23 protein-coding genes are annotated in these 17,341 nt (G+C 61.5%); 9 read left to right on the plus strand and 14 right to left on the minus strand.

The features are described from left to right. Positions 1-17: 17 nt before the first annotated feature. The 3 genes from NKI41_RS13875 to NKI41_RS13885 form a co-directional block, all read right to left on the minus strand. On the minus strand, positions 18-674 hold the full coding sequence (locus tag NKI41_RS13875) for a hypothetical protein (RefSeq protein WP_352683509.1): 657 nt from the start codon (positions 672-674) through the stop codon (positions 18-20). Then, the gene (locus NKI41_RS13880; RefSeq protein ID WP_198023584.1) at positions 655-1,227 is read right to left on the minus strand and encodes a GNAT family N-acetyltransferase; all 573 of its coding nucleotides are present in this window, start codon (positions 1,225-1,227) and stop codon (positions 655-657) included. The genes NKI41_RS13875 and NKI41_RS13880 overlap by 20 nt, the downstream gene beginning before the upstream one ends. A 127-nt stretch (positions 1,228-1,354) precedes the next feature. Next, complete coding sequence (locus NKI41_RS13885; RefSeq protein ID WP_023678383.1) at positions 1,355-2,146, minus strand: alpha/beta fold hydrolase; 792 nt, start codon at positions 2,144-2,146, stop codon at positions 1,355-1,357. Positions 2,147-2,252: 106 nt separating this feature from the next. Here NKI41_RS13885 and NKI41_RS13890 point away from each other — a divergent pair, with 106 nt between their 5' ends. From NKI41_RS13890 to NKI41_RS13905, 4 genes are all read left to right on the plus strand, one after another. Further along, complete coding sequence (locus NKI41_RS13890; protein ID WP_352683510.1) at positions 2,253-3,206, plus strand: LysR family transcriptional regulator; 954 nt, start codon at positions 2,253-2,255, stop codon at positions 3,204-3,206. Positions 3,207-3,332: 126 nt separating this feature from the next. Then, positions 3,333-3,995 (plus strand): hypothetical protein, encoded by a 663-nt coding sequence (locus NKI41_RS13895; protein WP_352683512.1) that lies wholly within the window; start codon positions 3,333-3,335, stop codon positions 3,993-3,995. 138 nt (positions 3,996-4,133) lie between these two features. Beyond that, positions 4,134-4,529: an acyl-CoA thioesterase gene (locus NKI41_RS13900; RefSeq protein ID WP_023678380.1), complete on the plus strand. Its 396-nt coding sequence runs from the start codon at positions 4,134-4,136 to the stop codon at positions 4,527-4,529. Between the two features lie 144 nt (positions 4,530-4,673). Next, complete coding sequence (locus NKI41_RS13905; RefSeq protein WP_352683514.1) at positions 4,674-4,994, plus strand: hypothetical protein; 321 nt, start codon at positions 4,674-4,676, stop codon at positions 4,992-4,994. A gap of 50 nt (positions 4,995-5,044) precedes the next feature. Here NKI41_RS13905 and NKI41_RS13910 read toward each other — a convergent pair whose 3' ends face one another. Then, positions 5,045-5,413, minus strand: a complete 369-nt coding sequence (locus NKI41_RS13910; RefSeq protein WP_023678378.1) for a winged helix-turn-helix transcriptional regulator — start codon at positions 5,411-5,413, stop codon at positions 5,045-5,047. Positions 5,414-5,503: 90 nt separating this feature from the next. Between NKI41_RS13910 and NKI41_RS13915 the strand changes: the two genes are divergently transcribed. Next, a complete protein-coding gene (locus tag NKI41_RS13915; RefSeq protein WP_352683516.1) occupies positions 5,504-6,109 on the plus strand; it encodes an NADPH-dependent FMN reductase in 606 nt (201 codons plus the stop codon). Positions 6,110-6,183: 74 nt separating this feature from the next. Here the strand turns inward: NKI41_RS13915 and NKI41_RS13920 are convergent, their stop codons facing one another. After that, positions 6,184-6,576 carry a winged helix-turn-helix transcriptional regulator gene (locus NKI41_RS13920; protein WP_352683518.1) on the minus strand — a complete coding sequence of 131 codons (393 nt, stop codon included), beginning with the start codon at positions 6,574-6,576 and terminating at the stop codon, positions 6,184-6,186. Between the two features lie 98 nt (positions 6,577-6,674). On the opposite strand from NKI41_RS13920, the gene NKI41_RS13925 reads away from it, so the two are divergent. Next, the gene (locus NKI41_RS13925; RefSeq protein ID WP_352683520.1) at positions 6,675-7,655 is read left to right on the plus strand and encodes a quinone oxidoreductase family protein; all 981 of its coding nucleotides are present in this window, start codon (positions 6,675-6,677) and stop codon (positions 7,653-7,655) included. 49 nt (positions 7,656-7,704) lie between these two features. Here the strand turns inward: NKI41_RS13925 and NKI41_RS13930 are convergent, their stop codons facing one another. The 5 genes from NKI41_RS13930 to NKI41_RS13950 form a co-directional block, all read right to left on the minus strand. Then, entirely contained in the window at positions 7,705-8,433 is a 729-nt protein-coding gene (locus NKI41_RS13930) for an HAD family acid phosphatase (RefSeq protein ID WP_352683635.1), read from the minus strand. 231 nt (positions 8,434-8,664) lie between these two features. Next, positions 8,665-9,099, minus strand: coding sequence for an FKBP-type peptidyl-prolyl cis-trans isomerase (locus NKI41_RS13935; protein ID WP_352468461.1), 435 nt, complete (start codon positions 9,097-9,099; stop codon positions 8,665-8,667). A 234-nt stretch (positions 9,100-9,333) separates the two neighbouring features. Continuing rightward, positions 9,334-10,008 carry an SDR family oxidoreductase gene (locus NKI41_RS13940; protein ID WP_352683637.1) on the minus strand — a complete coding sequence of 225 codons (675 nt, stop codon included), beginning with the start codon at positions 10,006-10,008 and terminating at the stop codon, positions 9,334-9,336. 86 nt (positions 10,009-10,094) lie between these two features. Then, positions 10,095-10,580 (minus strand): VOC family protein, encoded by a 486-nt coding sequence (locus NKI41_RS13945; RefSeq protein WP_352683522.1) that lies wholly within the window; start codon positions 10,578-10,580, stop codon positions 10,095-10,097. A 72-nt stretch (positions 10,581-10,652) separates the two neighbouring features. Then, entirely contained in the window at positions 10,653-10,838 is a 186-nt protein-coding gene (locus tag NKI41_RS13950; RefSeq protein WP_352541045.1) for a DUF1127 domain-containing protein, read from the minus strand. Between the two features lie 204 nt (positions 10,839-11,042). On the opposite strand from NKI41_RS13950, the gene gcvA reads away from it, so the two are divergent. Continuing rightward, positions 11,043-11,936 (plus strand): transcriptional regulator GcvA, encoded by an 894-nt coding sequence (gene gcvA, locus NKI41_RS13955; RefSeq protein ID WP_352683524.1) that lies wholly within the window; start codon positions 11,043-11,045, stop codon positions 11,934-11,936. A 42-nt stretch (positions 11,937-11,978) separates the two neighbouring features. On the opposite strand, the gene NKI41_RS13960 is transcribed toward gcvA, so the two are convergent. The 3 genes from NKI41_RS13960 to NKI41_RS13970 form a co-directional block, all read right to left on the minus strand. Next, the gene (locus NKI41_RS13960) at positions 11,979-12,758 is read right to left on the minus strand and encodes a class I SAM-dependent methyltransferase (protein ID WP_352683526.1); all 780 of its coding nucleotides are present in this window, start codon (positions 12,756-12,758) and stop codon (positions 11,979-11,981) included. An 83-nt stretch (positions 12,759-12,841) separates the two neighbouring features. Continuing rightward, the gene (locus NKI41_RS13965) at positions 12,842-13,315 is read right to left on the minus strand and encodes a VOC family protein (RefSeq protein ID WP_352541103.1); all 474 of its coding nucleotides are present in this window, start codon (positions 13,313-13,315) and stop codon (positions 12,842-12,844) included. Between the two features lie 247 nt (positions 13,316-13,562). Then, positions 13,563-15,560, minus strand: coding sequence for an ABC transporter ATP-binding protein/permease (locus NKI41_RS13970; protein WP_352683527.1), 1,998 nt, complete (start codon positions 15,558-15,560; stop codon positions 13,563-13,565). Between the two features lie 410 nt (positions 15,561-15,970). Between NKI41_RS13970 and NKI41_RS13975 the strand changes: the two genes are divergently transcribed. Next, positions 15,971-16,462, plus strand: a complete 492-nt coding sequence (locus NKI41_RS13975; protein WP_352683529.1) for a hypothetical protein — start codon at positions 15,971-15,973, stop codon at positions 16,460-16,462. A 52-nt stretch (positions 16,463-16,514) separates the two neighbouring features. On the opposite strand, the gene NKI41_RS13980 is transcribed toward NKI41_RS13975, so the two are convergent. Beyond that, a complete protein-coding gene (locus tag NKI41_RS13980) occupies positions 16,515-16,808 on the minus strand; it encodes a hypothetical protein (protein ID WP_352683531.1) in 294 nt (97 codons plus the stop codon). Positions 16,809-17,022: 214 nt separating this feature from the next. On the opposite strand from NKI41_RS13980, the gene NKI41_RS13985 reads away from it, so the two are divergent. Continuing rightward, positions 17,023-17,247 (plus strand): NAD(+)--rifampin ADP-ribosyltransferase, encoded by a 225-nt coding sequence (locus NKI41_RS13985; RefSeq protein ID WP_352683639.1) that lies wholly within the window; start codon positions 17,023-17,025, stop codon positions 17,245-17,247. Positions 17,248-17,341: the final 94 nt, after the last annotated feature.

Raw genomic sequence — 17,341 nt, forward strand, 5'->3', positions numbered from 1 at the left:
AGAAGATTGATGAAGACCTAACTTGCCCACGCATCGAGTTGATTGAGGACAGCAATGGCTGGATAGGATTTCCGGTTGGGATAAGCACGCCTGTAATAGGCATTCCAATAGCTTGTGGCCTTGCTGCGCATTGCACGCATTACGTCTCGGTTCTGTCGGACAAAACTGGCATAGGCTGAAGCGTCCAGATCAGGTACTGCGGCGTAGATGTCTTCGGCGATTTCGACGACATATTCGCCCAACAGCAGAACGACGAAGGCGATGCTCCAACTTTCGTTCAGCGACAGGATCACTTTGGCTGATTTCTGCCGCAAAAAGCCATCTGTCGATCGTGTCAGCAGGCAATGCGACGGAAATGAAAAGCCAAGGTGATGCTCTCGCACGCTTGGCAGAAAATGTAACCGATAAGGAATATAGATGACCGCTCCATCAGAAATGAGATGTCGGGACGTCGTTCGGTAAGTGTCGTCGACAAAGGGCGTCAGCTCCTCCTCTGCCATGGTGGTCAACATGCTGAATGGGAAAGCTGACTTCGCAGCGCCCGAGAACGGCTTGCGTCGTGTGAACCAATCCACGTTGTGCCTCTGACCAAAAGTTGAAAACGATCCGGCTTCATTTCGAAGTGCCTGAGCTTCCTCGCAAGCGATCCAAGCATTACAGGCGATGATCGGCAATCTGCTTGAAATCATAGCGCATGATCGGGCGGGCCGGCGTTCTGCGAGCGACGACCCTGAACCCGGCGCGCGCGAAGGTGGAGGCATATCCGCTGCCGGAAGCACTCGGCGATACGTCGGCCTCGAAAGGATAGGCTTCGAGTGCCGGAGCATTTGCGCGCCTTGCGACTTCCAGTGCTTCCGCAATCAGCTGGAATGTTACGCCCCGCCTGCGGTATCGTTTTCGCACGTAGAGGCAGGACAGGGACCAGACCGGCCTGTCGTCCACGCGCTTGAGCTGCCATAGCCGATCGAGCCAGGGCAGGGCATCTCGCAGCGTCACCCGGCACCAGCCGACAGCCGTATCGCCGTCGAAAGCGAGCAAACCCGGAGGCGGACCATGCTGGACGGCCTGCCGGAACGCTGCCTTGTTTTCCTCGCCGGGTCGCTTTCGATAAGAACTGCCGATCCGTCCGTACATACACCAACAGCGACTGCAGACGGCGCTGTCACCGAACAGGTCCTCGAGCGCCGGCCACAGATCGGGCGTTAATGGGCGAAAGCCAAGTTCCATGTCAGCCGTCATCCGCTATTGATATTGCCCAGTCTAGCCTGCACTGCGCGCTAGCGCATCATAGGTTGCGGCCCATGCGGGGATGTTCAAACCGGGGTTTCACTCAGCGTCCCTGTCGTGCTCCATCTCAGCGCAGAAAACCAAGCACGGCCTCCATGAACTCGGTGGGGTACTCGACATTCGACAAGTGGACCGCGGGCAGGACAACCAGTTTCGCGCCGGGCACCATCGCCGCGATCAACTCGCTATGGCTGGCGGCTGTCACAGTGTCGTGCCGGCCGGCGATCACCAACGTTGGCCTGGAAATCAGCGCTACGGTTCGGCGAAGGTCCGCATCGCGAACCGCCGCGAACAGACCAGCCAAGCCTTGCCGGTCGATGGCCAGCAGCATGGCGCGAAATTCTTCGATGACGGGCTCGTTGGCCGCCAGCATACGCGCAGGAAACCAGTTGCCCAGGAACATCTCGGCGGTTTCGGACATATCCGGCGCCTGCAGCACGGCGGCAATCCGCTCGTCAAACTGCTTTGCCGGTCCGAGGTAGGACGAGGTGTTGCTCAGGATCAAGCGCTCGATCCGCTCGGGCGCGTGGATGCCGAGCCACTGCCCGACGAAGCCGCCCAACGACAGACCGAGGAAGTGTACGCGTTCAATGCCCAGGGTGTCGAGCAACTCGATCACGTCGCGGCCAAGCCGGTCGAGCGAATAAGCGCCGGCCGGAACGCTCGACCCTCCGTGGCCGCGAAAATCATAGCGCAGAACACGGAAATGGTTCGACAGCTCGCCGACCTGCATGTCCCACATCCGCAGCGTAGTGGCGATGGAATTCGACAGCATCAGCACGGGCTTCCCGGCGTCGCCGTCGATGCGGTAGGCGATGCGTGTGCCATCGCCGACGGTCACGAAATCCAGCTCATTCATGGTGAATACACCTTCCTTCTTGGAGCGTTGAATGTGGCAAAGCCTAGCTGCGGCGCGCTTTTGATGATATTACAAAGATAGGACTATCTCTGTAATAGAAGCTGACATGGCCGAATTCACTTTGCACGACCTGCAATGCTTCGATGCGGTGGTCCGCTGCGGCGGCTTTCAGCCTGCGGCGGCCATGCTGCATCGCTCGCACCCGGCTGTGTTCGCAGCCGTTGCAAAGCTGGAGCGGCAACTCGACCTCGTTCTCCTGGATCGCAGCGGCTATCGCGTGCGCCCCACCGAGGCAGGGCTGTCGTTCCATCGCAGGGCACAATCGCTGCTGCGCGAGCTCGAGGGCTTGCGGCTTCATGCTGCTCAGCTGTCAATGGGCGAAGAAAGCGAGATCCATGTGGTGATCGGCGACCTTTGCCCGCGTCCGCAGGCATTGGGCATGCTCGGACGGTTCTTCGCCCAGTGTCCGGGCACACGCCTGCATCTGCACTTCGAGGCGGTGGGCGGCCCGTGGGAGCGCCTCTTCGATGACGAAGCCGATTTGATCCTGCACTGGATCGACAAGACCGATCCGCGGGTGGAATGGATCGATCTGTGCAAGGTGCCCTTCGTCCCAGTAGTGGCGTCGGGCTTTCTACCGGAGCGGATCAAGCACCCCATCACGCCGGATCAGATGCACGCGTTCACCCAATGTGTCATGCGCGACACGGCCCGCCATTCACCGCAACAAGACTACTTCATGATCGAGGGTGCGCCGCAATGCATGGTGGCCGACCAGGGGATGAAGAAGGAAATCATCCTGCAGGGCCTCGCGTGGGGCCACATGCCCCGCTTCCTGATCGAGGAAGAGCTGCGCGACGGACGCCTGCAATCCGTTGCCGGCCGTCATCTGCCAGGCCGCACCGAGGAGTTGGTGGTGGCGCGCCGCCGCGACCGGCCGCACGGGCCGATCTCGAACCGTCTGTGGGATCATATCGAGCAAGAGGCGCCGACGTTGCGTCGAGCGCTCGAACGTCGGACACCTGTCCGGCACGCAAAGCAAGGGCTCGGCATCGAGTGAATTCTTCGAGGCCGTTCAGTCTATCGGTAGGTAGAACCGTAATTCCTACATTGTTGTTATCTCAGTCCTTCGTTAGGGTCTGCTGCATCTGACAAAATCGGCGACGCTCACGTGGAGAGTCTCAAAATGCGCCTGATCTTTTTGTTGCCGCTTCTCGCTTCTCTCGCGTCGTCGACCGTTTTGGCGGAAGAGGTCTATCAGAACGTGGCCAGCCAAGATTCATTGGCTCGCGCCGATATACTCGGCCGCATGATGAACGCGCTGACGCAACACAAAGAATTTGACGACAAGTGCGACTTGGTTCCGCTGATAGACATGAACGCATTCGAAAATTACTATAAGAAGCTGACTTGGAGCCTTAGTCCTTCAGACCTCGCACTGGTACAAAAGCACTACTCCGACGCACAAACCACTTGGAGCGCCAAAGGCGGCGGGGTACCCGGAACAGAGTGCGATGACCTCAGCTATGAAATTCTAGATTTAGATATTGGAACCCCGAATCCCCGCGACGAGATGCTAAGTCTACTCAATGCGGCGCCGCGTGGCAGTTCACAGTACAAAATCTATGCAGCGGCGGTGGCATGGGGTGGATATCTCCAAGCGTTCATCACTTGCCCCGATTACTCTGTCAGTTCGAACGCTGTGGAGAAAATGCAAAAAAAAAATATGGATGAGTTTCGAGTCCCGTACCTGTTGGCAAGGATGGCCGCCGTTAAAGCCCCTCCTGATTGTCGAGATATAGAGCCTTTCGCACGTGATGGCGGGGTGTATCGCCCTAGAAGCAAGTGAGAAGTCCATCGATTACGCACTCTATCGTTAGTACGTGCGCCGCGCACCATACCGGCAACCCAGGTGCGGAGAGCGCGTTGACGTATCATCGTCCCGCCGATACGGATCGGGACAATCGATCGCAAAGGTTTTTTCAGCATGGTGCATTACGCGGACGGGCGGCCGATCGGCGATCTGACGCTCAGGACGCTGGCCATGCCTTCCGACGCCAATGCGGCAGGCGACATTTTTGGCGGCTGGGTGATGGCGCAGATGGATCTCGCCTGCGGCATCCGCGCCGCCGAGCGCGCCAAGGGCCGCGTGGTGACGGCGGCGGTGAAGGAAATGTCCTTCGCCAAGCCGATGAAGATCGGCGACACGCTGTGCATCTATACGCATGTCGAACGCGTCGGCCGCACCTCGATGACGCTCAAGGTCGAGGCCTGGGCGCAGCGCTATCTCTCCGACCTGATGGAGAAGGTCACCCATGCCGACTTCGTCATGGTGGCGCTGGACGGCGAAGGCAAGCCGAAGGCGGTTCCGGCCGAAGGCTGACCCGGCCTGATTCCCAGAAGACGGATTTAAACAGCCGTCTCTCCCGCGCGGGGGATGCGGACAGCGATCCCACGTGGTCTTTGGCTAACGGGTTCCCGCATGCGCGCCTGCAGCGCGACCGACGGGATCTTGGGAGGAAAGACAATGCGTCAACACATGCTGAACGCTGCCTTGGCGGGTGCCTTTGCAGCCTTGCTCTGCCTGTCGTCCGCAAGCGCTTTTGCCGAGGTCAAAAAAGGCGATCCAGGCGCCACCTGCACGTCGGAAAACCGCACCATCAACGGGCAAGCGGCCAAGTGCGAGATCTGCTCGGCGACGAAATGCGACACCAGCGGCACGACGGTGAGCAATTGCCGCAAGGAGACGACCACGACCTGCACGATTGGCGGCAGGGTGGTCAGTCCCAACCCGAAATGGAACCGGATCGAGAAGCTGCCGAAGACCAAGATGCAGTTAAAGCAGTAGCGCTCATCCGGAGGCTCCCGGGCAGGTTCAAACCCTTGCAGCACAAGGGTTCAGCTGTGCATGGCGTCGAACTTCTCGCGCGCCGCCTTGACGCGCTCGGTGTTCTTGCGTGCCCATTCGCCGAGCGCATCGACCGGCACCAGCAGTTCGTAGCCAAGATCGGTCAATTCGTAGTCGACCCGCGGCGGGATGGTCGGGAACACGGTGCGTGTAACGAAGCCGTCGCGCTCGAGCCCGCGCAAGGTCGTGGTCAGCATCTTTTGCGAAATCCCGCCGACCGCGCTGCGCAACTCGTTGAAACGCAGCGGCCCGTTGCCAAGCTTGCCGACCACGAGCACCGTCCATTTGTCGCCGACGCGCTGCAGGATTTCCGAGATGGCGCGGCAGTCCTCGGTGCGGTGCGGGTGCCTTGGTAACAAAAAAGTGCCTCCTTGCACATTGAGCGGCCAGTTACTCATATAGCTCAGGTATCTAAACGATACCAGTATTCCTGTAAGGAGAGCCCCTCTATGTCAAAACCCAAAATTGCCATCGTCATTGGTTCGACCCGCGCCGCGCGCTTTGCCGACGTCCCGGCCGAATGGATTGCCAAGATCGCCAAGTCGCACGCCGACATCGACGTCGAAGTCGTCGACCTGCGCGATTTCCCGCTGCCGTTCTTCGATGAGGTCGCATCCTCCGCCTGGGTGCCGTCGCAGAACGAAGTGGCGCAGCGCTGGCAAAAGAAGGTCGCCGGATTCGACGGCTTCATCTTCACCGCCGCCGAATACAATCATGGCCCGACGGCCGTGCTGAAGAACGCCATCGACTACGCCGCCAACGAGTGGAACAAGAAGCCGGCCGGCTTCGTCGGCTATGGCAGCGTCGGTGGCGCGCGCGCGGTCGAGCAGCTGAGGCTGCATGCGGTCGAGTTGCAGATGGCGCCGGTGAAGTCCGCCGTACACATCTCCTGGGCCGATTTCCTTGCGGTCAAGCAAGGCGACAAGAAGCTCGACGAGTTCGAGCACCTCAACCAGGCGGCAACCGCGCTGGTCAACGACATTGCATGGTGGGCCAGGGTGCTGAAGACGGCGCGTCAGGCCGATGCCGTCGCCGAGGAAGTCAAGGCGGCCTGAGCACAGGTTCGAACAGTCCTCCCAAGGATTAAGTCTTCCAACCATTGGGGCGGCGCATGCGCCGCCCCTTTTGTTTACACGGCATGGGCGTCCTGCGCTTGCCGTGGTCTGATGATGCAATCGGCAAGGCGGTCCATCTCATTCAGCTCGTCCGCGTGATGCTGGCCCCACTGGCAAAGTGCCAGCAGGATCGGCTCGAGGCTGAGGCCGAGCCGCGTCGCCGAATATTCGACGCGCGAAGGTATCTCGGCAAAGATCTCGCGGCGGACGAGGCCGTGCTCTTCCATTTCGCGAAGCTGCTGGATCAGCACTTTCTGGGTGATATCGGGCATCAGCGCCTGCAGCGCCGATAGCCGCCGGGGCGCGTCGAAGAGATGGTACAGGATGACCGCCTTCCAGCGGCCCGAAATCACTTTCAGCGCGCGCTCCGCCGGCAGCGTCGGCAGTCTCTTGATCAGCTTGGCCATGGTCACCTCCCGGTCAGCAGCGGACAAATCGGTGTGTAGTCGAAGCCAGGCAGATAGTGGCAAACAGCGGCCGATGCCAACAGCGATCGGTGCATGCGATGAGAGCCATTCAACTGAGCCGCTTCGGCGGGCCCGACGTTCTCGACGTAGTCGCGGTGCCGAAGCCTGAGCCGCAAGCCGGCGAGGTCTTGGTCCGCGTTCATGCGGCCGGGGTGAATTTCTTCGAAGTGCTGATGCGCGCGGATCGCTATGCGGTGACGCCGCAACTGCCGATGATCCCTGGCGTCGAGGCCGCCGGGATCGTGGAGGCGCTTGGGCAGGGGGTGGACGCTTCCTTGCTCGGCACGCGCGTCGCCGCGCCGTTGTTCGCCTCGAGCCGCCCGTTTGGCGGCTATGGCGAGTATGTGACGATCGACGCAAGCCTGGCCGTGCCCTTGCCGGATTCGCTCTCGTTCGAAAACGCGACGGCATTGATGGTGCAAGGACTGACGGCATTGTATCTATCGCGGCAAAGCCCGCCGGCCGGCAGATCGGTGCTGGTCGCCGCTGCCGCGGGCGGCGTCGGTTCGTTGCTCGTCCAGCTTGCCAAGCGCGCCGGCGCAAGCCGTGTCATCGCGGCAGCCGGCAGCAAGGCCAAGCTCGACCTTGCTTTGTCGCTGGGAGCCGATGCTGCCGTCGACTACAGCAACACGGATTGGCCGGTGCACGTCCGGGCAGCGACAGACGGCGCCGGCGTCGACATCATCTACGACATTGTCGGCGGCCCGCTGACGGCGGTTGCGCTGGAGGCTCTGGCACTTCGCGGAGAGTTGGTGTTTGCAGCACTTGGCAGATACGCGCTCGGCGCCCCGGAGATGGAGGCGATGATCGGCCGCAACCAGTCGCTGAAGGGTTTTGCCCTGCTACCGTTGCTGTCTACGGACGGGCTCCGTGACGGCCTTTTGGAGCTGTTCGATCTGGCCGCTGGTGGTCAGCTTGTGGTGACCAAAGGTGGCCGCTTCCCGCTCGACCAGGCCAGCCACGCACATCGCCTGCTGGACGAGCGCGGCGCGACCGGCAAAGTCGTCTTGATACCTTAGTAGGTGCTCGGCAAGGAGCCGAGGATCCGGGCTTGTGCCGTTCCGGCCGTCAGCGAACCCGGTAGAACGGATTAGGCAGCAGGAACAGCTTCTCGGCATGCCCACCGAACAGGTCGGATGGCTGGTCACCGACATTGGCAATTATCGTGTAGCCGGCCTTTTCGATTTCGGCCCTTATGGGTGCCTTGAAATCTGCGGCGGAGCCGTATTTGGCCCCAGGCTGGACCATGTAAAGGTGCTCGTAGCCGACATAGCCGGCCGACTGCAGGTTCTGTTCGGTTGCCTGACGCTGGTCCTCCGGACGTCCGGTGATGAAGAACACCGCGACTTTCGCCGTTCGCGCCTGCCGGAAGACCTCCAGCACGGCGTCGATGGCCGGATCCTTCGCAAGCTGATCCCAGGCGGCCCAGCCACAGGGACCGTCGATTGCGATGTCGCACGCGCCGCCGATCGGGCGGCCGAAATTGTCACGTGTGATCACTTCCCAGTTGGCCAAAGCCGTCTCGTCGATATCGAGCACCAGTGCGGGGCGAGGCACCTCCATTGCGCGCTTGACGACCCAGTCGCCTGCCTGCTTCGCCACAGCGGCAAGGTCGCGATCATAGTCGCCGGAATCATGATAATTGGCAGCCGCCAGCATCGCATCGCCGACATTGGCCGGCTGGGACGGGCTTGTGAGAAGGAGCGAGTCGGAACGTGCCGGCGCAGGAACATTTGTGCCAATCATCAGCACGATTGCCCCGACACGCGCAATTCTATTCCAGCCAATCGCCCGCATCACGGGACTTTGCTGTCACGAGAAGTCGGCTGTCAAGCGAGGTCTTCCACAGGTCCTCGAGACCGCGACGCTGAATTGGACATTCCAGATGCCGAATGTCTCTATGGGTTGCTGCACGCTACACGATTTCCCCCGTCGCGGTCTTTGCCTCCGAACAGGTGACGCACCGCCGGAACCGCCGGTCGAAATGCGTCACCCGAAAATCATGGCCGTTACGCGCTTTGCCGTGCCCTACGCCGCCTGAACGATCTCGACCAGTTCAACGTCGAACACGAGATCGCGTCCGGCCAACGGATGATTGCCGTCGAGCTTGACGCTGGTGTCGTCCACGCCGACGACTGTTACCGGCATCGGGCGCCCTTCCGGGGTTCTGACCTGCAATCGAGCGCCGATATCGACATTGATGTTGTCTGGTACGCGGGCGCGATCGACGGTCATGACCGCTTCGGGGCGGTGGGGGCCATAGGCGGCCTCGGCGGGAATGGTGACGGTGCTTTTCGCGCCCACCTCCATACCCTCGACATGGGTTTCGAGACCGGCGATCACTTGTCCTTCACCCAACGTGAATTGCAGCGGTTCGTTGCCGGAAGAATCAAACTGAGTGCCGTCAGCCAGGCGGCCATTGTAATTGATGCGCACGGTGTCGCCATTCTTGGCCTGTGTCATGATAGCCATCCTTTGAAAGTTTCGAGGGGCCGGCCAAAGCTCACGGTCCCGTCCTCGATCATCCACGCACTTAGGTGCGCGGCGCGAAACGCTAAAACTAGGGACCTGGCTGCCGATGTAAACCCCGATTGAGCGACGCCGGCATGACCCGCCGGCGTTCGTCGCCTTCGGCAGCAGTGCACCGGACTAGCGGTCATGCCGGCTCAACCCATTCAGGCGACGTGCAAATGGCGGCTAGATCAGGTTATGGCCGCCATCGATGCGGATCGTCTCGCCGGTCGTGAAGTCGCTTTCCATGAGGTAGAGGTAGGCGGCGGCGACATCCGCAGCGGTCGGAATTTTTCTCGATGGCAACCGGGCAGCCATGTCGGCAAAGAAGCTGGATTTGGCTTCTCCAACAATGTCCCACATCGGTGTGTCGACCCATCCGGGCGACACGACATTGACGCGCGTCGGGGCCAGTTCGAGCGCCAGGGCGCGGGCGAAGTAGCTGAATGAACCGGCAATCGCGGAGACGACCGAGCCTCCCGGCACCGGCGGCCGATCCTTATTTATTCCCGAGGTGAAGGTCATCGAGCCGCCGGCTTTCAGGGTGCGCACAGCATGCTTGGAGAGCATGACGGCGCCAATCAGCTTGTTATCGACGAAGCCTCGCACAGCCTCCATGTCGGTACTGCCGATGGGATCGCCGGGCGGCAGTGTTCCGGCGGTCGATACGAGGTGATCGAAGGGACCGACCTCGTTGAACAGGCGAGCGACGTCCGCTTCGTCGGTCATGTCGGCGACCACGCTGGTCACGCGGCCCGCATTGAGCGTCCTTTCGGCAGCCAGCAGTTTCTCGGGCGAGCGTCCGACGATCACGACCTTCGCTCCGCCGTTGAGAGCAGCTTCCGCGACGCCGAGACCGATGGCCGGAACTACCGCCGACGACGATGACTTTCCTGTCCACGAGCGATGTCATGAGGGTTCTCCGTTCGTTGCGATTGCGGTGAGGGTCAGGCCTTGCCGGCATAGGCGGCTTCGAGGTCGGCGATGATGATCTTGCGCATCCCGTACATCGCCTGCCGGACGCGGTTGGCCTTTTCGCGGTCCGGATCGGCACCGAGCCGCGGCAGGATTTCCGGGATGACCTGCCAGTAGACGCCGTATCTGTCGGTGAGCCAGCCGCAGGGTTGTGCCCTGCCGCCGCCGGCGGTGAGCGCCTCATAGTAGTAGTCGGTCTCGGCCTGGTCCCTGGTCTCGATGTAGAGCGAGAGCCGCTCGTTGAAAGGCGGCTGCGGCCCGGCGTTGAGCGCTGTAAGGTGCAGTCCTTCGAGCTCGAAATCGAAGGTGGCATGCGGGACCGTCTTGTTGGTTCCGGACACCCAGTCGGTGTATTCGATGGTCTGGAGCGCTTTGCTGTTCTTGAAGACCGAGAGATAGAAATCGCGGGCTTGCTCCGCGTCGGTGTTGAACCAGAGGAATGGGTGGATGGTGGCCATGTCCGTTCTCCATTAATTCCTTGCGACAGCGATCTTTTGCGAAGAGCCTGTCCGCTGTTGCTTTCGTTCAGGCTAGCGGTGGTCCGACGGCCGATAGACCGAGCCGTCCCAGTCGCGGGCAAATCCGAGGTCTTCGAGCCGGCGGGTAGAGAAGCGTGCAATCTGCCGCCCGGTCCGGCGCCGGCTGCTCGAGGCGAGGATGCGGCCGGCCATGCCGGTCAGGACGTCGACGATGGCTTCAACTCGTTTGGCGTTCATGGTGCTCTCCCAGAGTGGCGGCAGTTTTGGTTTCAGCAGTTGCCCCGCGACTTTTGTCAGCGAGAGTATCAGTCACATCAAATCGCCTTTTGAAGCGGCGGTGAATGACTGACTACGCGAGCAAACATGCAGTGTTCCGGCCTGGACGACAAACGACTTATCGGCGACAATGTGTGAGCATTGCTCACACATAGGTCTCGGTCCATGCCCCGGAAGCTGCCTCCCCTCACCACCTTGCCGAGCTTCGAAGCGGCGGCGCGCCTGTTGAGTTTCTCGAAGGCGGCAGAGGAACTTCATGTCACCCACGGTGCGATCAGCCGGGCGATCAAGAATCTTGAGGATCAGCTCGGTGTGCAGCTGTTCGAGCGCGGTACGCGTTCGGTGAGTCTGACAGCCGTCGGCGAGCCCTATGCGCGGGCGGTGCGCGAGGCGCTCGCCCAGTTGGCCACCGCCACCGCTGCAGCAACAGCCCGCTATTCGAGCTCGACATTGAACGTCAGCACCTCCGATGGCTTCGCGGGAAGATGGCTGGTGCCACGCCTCTACCGCTTTCACCGTGCGCATGGCGACATCGATGTGCGGGTTTCGACGAGCGGGAAGCTGACCAACTTCCTCGGAGACGGCATCGACGTCGCCGTCCGTTATGGCAGCGGAAACTATCCGGGGCTCACGTCGGAGTTCCTCACCGGCGAGGAGGTGTTTCCAGTGTGCAGCCCAAAGCTTCTTGAGGGTGCACATCCGCTCCGCACGCCTCAGGACCTCAAACACCACACGCTGATCCGTGACAGCTTTCCGATCGACTGGGCGACCTGGCTGGCAAGCGCCGGGGTCGAGGGCGTGGACCCGCAGAGCGGGATTACCTTCGACTCTGCCACCTTTGCCATGGAGTCGGCCGCACAAGGCGAGGGCGTGGTGCTCGGCCGGACCATGCTCGTTGCGGCCGACCTTGCCGCCGGGCGGCTTGTCCGCCCCTTCGGCCACGCCCTGAAATCCCCCTCCAGCTTCTATTTCGTCTACCCGCCGGAGGCGATCCGTCAGCGCAAAGTCAAGGCTTTCAGGGATTGGCTGCTCTCAGAAGTCACGCCGCAAATGGACTGACGGGAAGGCCGAGAGAACAGGATCGTCTACATCGAGTGGTTACTATCGGCTCGCCCGAAACGCGGTGACGATCCAGGCACGCGAGTCGAAAAGCACACCGTCCGCGGTCAAATGCGCGTCGAGCAGATCGCGCAACCGCCGCAGCGCCGCATCGACATCCACACCCGCGCGGGCGAGCGGATCCTTGACCAGTTGCAGGCCAAGCAAAGCGTCATAGGCCGCATCGACGTCCTGGCCGTAGAAGACCGGCTCATGCACTTCGGCAAAGTCGACCGAAACAAAACCGGATGCACGCAAGATCTCCGCGGTGATGGCGGGGTCGCCAAGCGAAAACGGGGTGGCGGCGCCCGCCGATATGGCGGTCCCCGGCGCAATCGCCCGCTGAATGGCAGTCGCCCACTCGTTGCGGCCCTCGCATTGCCATACCATCCACACAAGACGTGCCCCTGGTCGCAACGCCCGGGCGATATTGGCGAACGCCGCCGCGGGGTCGGCAAAGAACATCACTCCAAACCGACTAATGCACAGATCGAAACCGGCGCGCGGAAATACCAGCAATTGCGCATCGCCGCGCTCAAAGGCGACGTTTCGCAATCCCTCTTTCGCGCTACACTTCCGGGCGATCTCGAGCATCTGCGCCGATACGTCCACGCCGAGCACGCTGCCTTCCACCGCGACACGGGCAGCATCACGAGAGGATTGTCCCGAACCGCATCCGATATCGAGCACGCGATCGCGCGTTCCCACCTTGACCGCAGCCCTGAAGACCTCGTTGTGCCGTCGCAGTTCGGCGTCGTAAAACGCAGCGCAGTTCAGCACCATCGCACGCCTGCCTGGAGATGATGGGCCGGCAGCATTTCCGGCCGCTCTGCCCTGATCTTTTCGCGTCGGGCCACCCGAAACTGTCAGCCGCGCCGCGCCGCCTCGATCGCTGCAACGTCGATTTTCTTCATCTCCATCATCGCCTCGAATGCGCGCTTTGCTTCATCGCCGCCGGCGGCCATCGCTTCGGTCAGCACGCGCGGCGTGATTTGCCAGGAGATGCCCCATTTGTCCTTGCACCAGCCGCAGGCACTTTCCTGGCCGCCATTGCCGACGATGGCGTTCCAATAGCGGTCGGTCTCCTGCTGATCGTCGGTGGCGATCTGGAAGGAGAAGGCTTCGTTGTGTTTAAACGCGGGCCCCCCATTGAGGCCGAGACAGGGGATGCCGACGACCGTGAACTCGACCGTCAGCACGTCGCCTGCCTTGCCGGACGGGTAGTCGCTGGGAGCGCGGTGGACGGATTTCACCGAACTGTCGGGAAAAATCTCGGAATAGAAGCGGGCCGCAGCCTCGGCGTCCTTGTCGTACCAAAGGCAGATCGTGTTCTTGGCGATTGTCATTGCTGGTCCCTTTGCTTTCGAAATCAATCTGGGCTTTTGAAATCAACCCGGGTTGCATCGGCGTTGCACCGGACATGGAAATGCGCTCGTGCCATCGACGTTCCGACAGCAGCAGCTGCCCGGAATCAAGGTACCACGGCTGGTGCTTTCAGGACCAGATACGGGCAGTGACTCGAACCGGCGATGGTCCGCCTGGTCCGACCGGCGGCCTCACTCTTTGCGTAGGGCAGCGCCGCTTTGCTCAAGGTCGCGCTGGCTTTCCGTTGGCGCGCCGTTGCCTCAGAAGGCGCATGAGCAAGTTCCGTCTGTCCTTGCGCGGGACGAGTTCGATATCGCTGACAAGTTTTGCGCCGCCCTTGTGCCGCTCCAATGTGATCTTGCGGCTGTGGAAGGCCTCCAGCTCGGCGCGGTGCGCTACGCTTATGATGGTGACCTTCGGCAATTCGCGAATAATCATCTCCATCATCTTGTCCTGGCTCTTCTCATCGAGTGCCGACGTTGCCTCGTCCAGCACGATGATATCGGGGCGGTGCAGCAGAAGACGCGCAAAGGCGAGGCGCTGCTTTTCGCCACCCGACAAGGTCTGGTCCCATGGCGCGTCCTCCTCGATCCGGTCGTTGAGGTAGTCGAGCCCCACCTTGTCGAGGGCAGCCTTGATCTTATCCAGCGTCCAGTTGTCGGCGGCGCCTGGATAGGCGACAGCGCGGCGAAGCGTCCCGGTCGGGATGTAGGGCCGTTGCGGCAACATGAACAACCGTCTGTCGGCGCGGATGTTGACGCTGCCGCTACCCCATGGCCACAGACCCGCGACGGCCCGCACCAGCGTACTCTTGCCCGAGCCGGATTCGCCGGCGACGAGCACCCGCTCGCCTGGTTCGATCACGACCTCGGTTTCCTTGACCACGGCGGTGCCGTCGTCGAGCGACACGGAGAGATTGTTCAGGCTGAGCATCGCATTGCCGCCGGTCTCGCCGCGCTTTATGCGTCCCAGCGTGTTGCTCTGTTCCGCCCGCTCGAGCCCGTCGAGCGACATCATCAGCGAAGCGATGCGCCGAGCACAGGCGTTCCAATCGGCGAGACGGGGATAGTTGTCGACCAGCCATCCGAACGCGCCCTGCACGATGGCAAAGGCCGAGGCAGCCTGCATGACCTGTCCAAGTGTCATGCTGCCTTCGAGGAACTTTGGAGCGCAAAGCAAGACCGGCACGACAGGCGCAAACAGGCTCGACCCCTGAGACACCAGCGCCGTGCGCATGTGCTGGCCTGCAAGGAGCGCCCATTGCCTGAGCACATGGGCAAATGTCTTGTCCATGCCGCTGCGCTCCTCCTCCTCGCCGCCGAGCAATGCGATGCTCTCGCCGTTTTCCCGCACGCGCGTCAGCGTGTAGCGGAACTCGGCTTCCGCCTGATTTTTTTCCTCGGAGAGGTGGACGAAATGACGGCCAATGACCGCCATCGAAGTGGACGTGATCGCGGAATAGAGCACTGCGGTGATGACCAGGAAGCCGGGAATGGTGACGGTCGAACCTGCAATCGTCAGGGTCAGGGCGCCGCCGATCGTCCACAGCACCACGATGAAGGTCGAGGCCGACAGAAATGCGACGATGACACCGGCGATGAAATCGACGGGCGATTCGGTGGCAATCCGCAAATCCTCGGCGATGCGGGCTTCGGGGTTGCTATGATCGCCGCCGACGAGGTTCAGCTGATAGTAGCGGCCGCTTGCGAGCCAGCGCGCGATGACCGCGGTGGTGAGCCAGGACCGCCAGCGGCGCTGTATCCTCATGCGAAAGAAGACCTGTGCCACCACAAGGCTGGCGCTTCCGATCACGAGTGGCAGGAATACGGCGCTCAGCCAATATACGGTGTGGGCATTGCGTTGCTCAATGGCGTCGAAAATTGCGCGATTCCAGACATTGATCCCATACTGGAAGCCGACATTGGCGACGATCAGGACCAACAGCCCGATCGTCAACGGCCAGGCGACCCTGTCGCCGCTGCCGCCCCAGTAACCGCGCGCGCTGATCCAGAAGCGCTTAAGCAGGTATCTCTTGCGCGCCCGCTCGGCCTCTTCAGGTGTCAGCTCAGGATCGGGTTCGGTGACATCCGGCGGCGGCGCGGGCTGGCCGACGACCTCTGACGCGACTTCGACAGTCGATTGTTTCTCGCGGCGCGACTTCTCGGAATCGCGCGTTCGGGCGCCGTCAACCGATTTCAGCTTAAATTTAGCCTCGGGCATCCGGCGATAACGGCTTAAAAATCAGAAGGTTTCATAGCGTCCGCTCGAGATCCCGGATGCCAACAACGCCAAGGCTTCGCAGCTGTTCCGGTGCTCGCAGCAGCCTATGGTCGTTCTCGATGACAGGCTTTGATCGTTGCGGGCAGTTAACCGCAGGTGCCGGCTACGGGGTGGAATCCGGAAGTCTGCTGGAATGAGGTTAAACGGCGACCCTTGGGATCAATCTGCTGGACGAGCAGTCTCGACAATTCGCTTCAGGCTCTCAAGATTTGTTCGCATTGCCGCGTTCGAAGAAGCTGGACGCAAGCGGCGCGAGAAGTGCCATCGGCCCGGGAAGCCCTTTCCCGGTAATCGAAGCCTCGAAGTGGAGATGCGTCCTGTGGCCCGTCGGCGCCAGCCGAAAGGGGTAGGTGAATGGTGTCGGCCCGCTCAAGCTGGACAAAGTCAGTAGTGCATCGACTTCGAACTCGGTGATCTCCACGATGTTTGCGAGGAGCTGCCCGGCACTGCTTTGCCGGCGAGCATCCGCTGCTCAGCCTGAACGTGCCGTCGCTGGATTCCGGAACAAGGGTGCGATTTTGCCGTTGAGCCAGAAACTGGAAGCGACCCGCATGTCCGAATTGCCGAATGAAGAGATCGAAGGGCGGCTGAACGCCCAGCGCGAGACTCTGGCGCTGGTTGTTGCGCTGCTTGCCAGCAAGGATACGGCACCCGAGCGAATATGGGCCGAACTGGAGGCCCGTTTTCAGTTTCAGAACAGTCAGGAGGACCCTGGCGTCCTGCCAAGCCGCGCATTCGCCATCGAAGCTGCGAAGATGCGGGAGTTCAAACTGATCGCCGAAGAGGCGCAGGCGCGCAATGCGGAATGGAACGGCAGGGACAAGCCACAGGGCGCCAGCTGAAACCCCGGAGAGTGGATGCAGGACCGGCTATTTTACGATGACTGAGCAAGCGTCAGCTTTGCTGCAAAAGTGTACCTGCCAACTCTTGCCATTCCTCGTCAAGCGTTAAGGTCGACGGCGCCGCGTTGCTGCGGCGATACCAATATTCCGCATTCGACTGGTCGCCTTCCTTGCGGTGGAGATAGGCATGCACGTGCATGCCCGCCGTATCGTCGCGCTGCTGCGCGCACTCGTGCGCCTTAGCCCAATCGCCCTTTGCATCCCACCACAGCGCCTGCAGGGCAGGGCTCAAGCCGGCTGGCGGCTGTGGTTTCGCAATCGATTCCCTGAAGGCTTGCAGATCCATTTTCCACCTTAGCGACGGTGCAGGCGCCGATAATAACCGCGCCGGCAGCCGACCGCTAGCGCGCATCGGGCGGTATGGCCGGAATGGGTGTCGGCAGCGCTGAGCGCGGACGGCCGATAACCGCGCGGCCGGAGGCTTGATTCGATGGCGTGCATGAAATAGTGCGCGCCACGACACCATGATGCCTGGGACGACGAGGATGAGTAGCGAGCCGATGACAGCCTCCGACCAGCCGCGCCAATTCTACCACGGCACGCGGGCCGATCTTAAACCGGGAGACCTGATCGAAGCCGGTTACAGCTCCAATTACGGCGTGCGAAAGCAGGCGGCCTGGGTCTATCTGAGCGGCACTCTGGATGAAGGACCATCTCGAACGGCTGAGGGCACAAGGCATCGAGGCAATCGATTGATCGCTGAGTCCTGCGATTGCCAAGCTTGACCTGGCTGACGGTCGGCAGTCTCATTTCTGCGTCGCAGCCGCCGCAAAATACGGTTCCACGTCCGCAATGGGGCCGCGAGTTGTCGTTGCTTGC

Source organism: Mesorhizobium sp. M0601, assembly GCF_040320845.1.
In the GTDB taxonomy this organism is placed as follows: domain Bacteria; phylum Pseudomonadota; class Alphaproteobacteria; order Rhizobiales; family Rhizobiaceae; genus Mesorhizobium.

Coding starts and splice junctions, on each gene's coding strand:
- NKI41_RS13880 (WP_198023584.1), bottom strand. CDS start 1,227: ATGGAACTTGGCTTTCGCCCATTAACGCCCGATCTGTGGCCGGCGCTC.
- NKI41_RS13885 (WP_023678383.1), bottom strand. CDS start 2,146: ATGAATGAGCTGGATTTCGTGACCGTCGGCGATGGCACACGCATCGCC.
- NKI41_RS13890 (WP_352683510.1), top strand. CDS start 2,253: ATGGCCGAATTCACTTTGCACGACCTGCAATGCTTCGATGCGGTGGTC.
- NKI41_RS13895 (WP_352683512.1), top strand. CDS start 3,333: ATGCGCCTGATCTTTTTGTTGCCGCTTCTCGCTTCTCTCGCGTCGTCG.
- NKI41_RS13900 (WP_023678380.1), top strand. CDS start 4,134: ATGGTGCATTACGCGGACGGGCGGCCGATCGGCGATCTGACGCTCAGG.
- NKI41_RS13905 (WP_352683514.1), top strand. CDS start 4,674: ATGCGTCAACACATGCTGAACGCTGCCTTGGCGGGTGCCTTTGCAGCC.
- NKI41_RS13915 (WP_352683516.1), top strand. CDS start 5,504: ATGTCAAAACCCAAAATTGCCATCGTCATTGGTTCGACCCGCGCCGCG.
- NKI41_RS13920 (WP_352683518.1), bottom strand. CDS start 6,576: ATGGCCAAGCTGATCAAGAGACTGCCGACGCTGCCGGCGGAGCGCGCG.
- NKI41_RS13925 (WP_352683520.1), top strand. CDS start 6,675: ATGAGAGCCATTCAACTGAGCCGCTTCGGCGGGCCCGACGTTCTCGAC.
- NKI41_RS13930 (WP_352683635.1), bottom strand. CDS start 8,433: ATGCGGGCGATTGGCTGGAATAGAATTGCGCGTGTCGGGGCAATCGTG.
- NKI41_RS13935 (WP_352468461.1), bottom strand. CDS start 9,099: ATGACACAGGCCAAGAATGGCGACACCGTGCGCATCAATTACAATGGC.
- NKI41_RS13945 (WP_352683522.1), bottom strand. CDS start 10,580: ATGGCCACCATCCACCCATTCCTCTGGTTCAACACCGACGCGGAGCAA.
- NKI41_RS13950 (WP_352541045.1), bottom strand. CDS start 10,838: ATGAACGCCAAACGAGTTGAAGCCATCGTCGACGTCCTGACCGGCATG.
- gcvA (WP_352683524.1), top strand. CDS start 11,043: ATGCCCCGGAAGCTGCCTCCCCTCACCACCTTGCCGAGCTTCGAAGCG.
- NKI41_RS13960 (WP_352683526.1), bottom strand. CDS start 12,758: ATGGTGCTGAACTGCGCTGCGTTTTACGACGCCGAACTGCGACGGCAC.
- NKI41_RS13970 (WP_352683527.1), bottom strand. CDS start 15,560: ATGCCCGAGGCTAAATTTAAGCTGAAATCGGTTGACGGCGCCCGAACG.
- NKI41_RS13980 (WP_352683531.1), bottom strand. CDS start 16,808: ATGGATCTGCAAGCCTTCAGGGAATCGATTGCGAAACCACAGCCGCCA.
- NKI41_RS13985 (WP_352683639.1), top strand. CDS start 17,023: ATGACAGCCTCCGACCAGCCGCGCCAATTCTACCACGGCACGCGGGCC.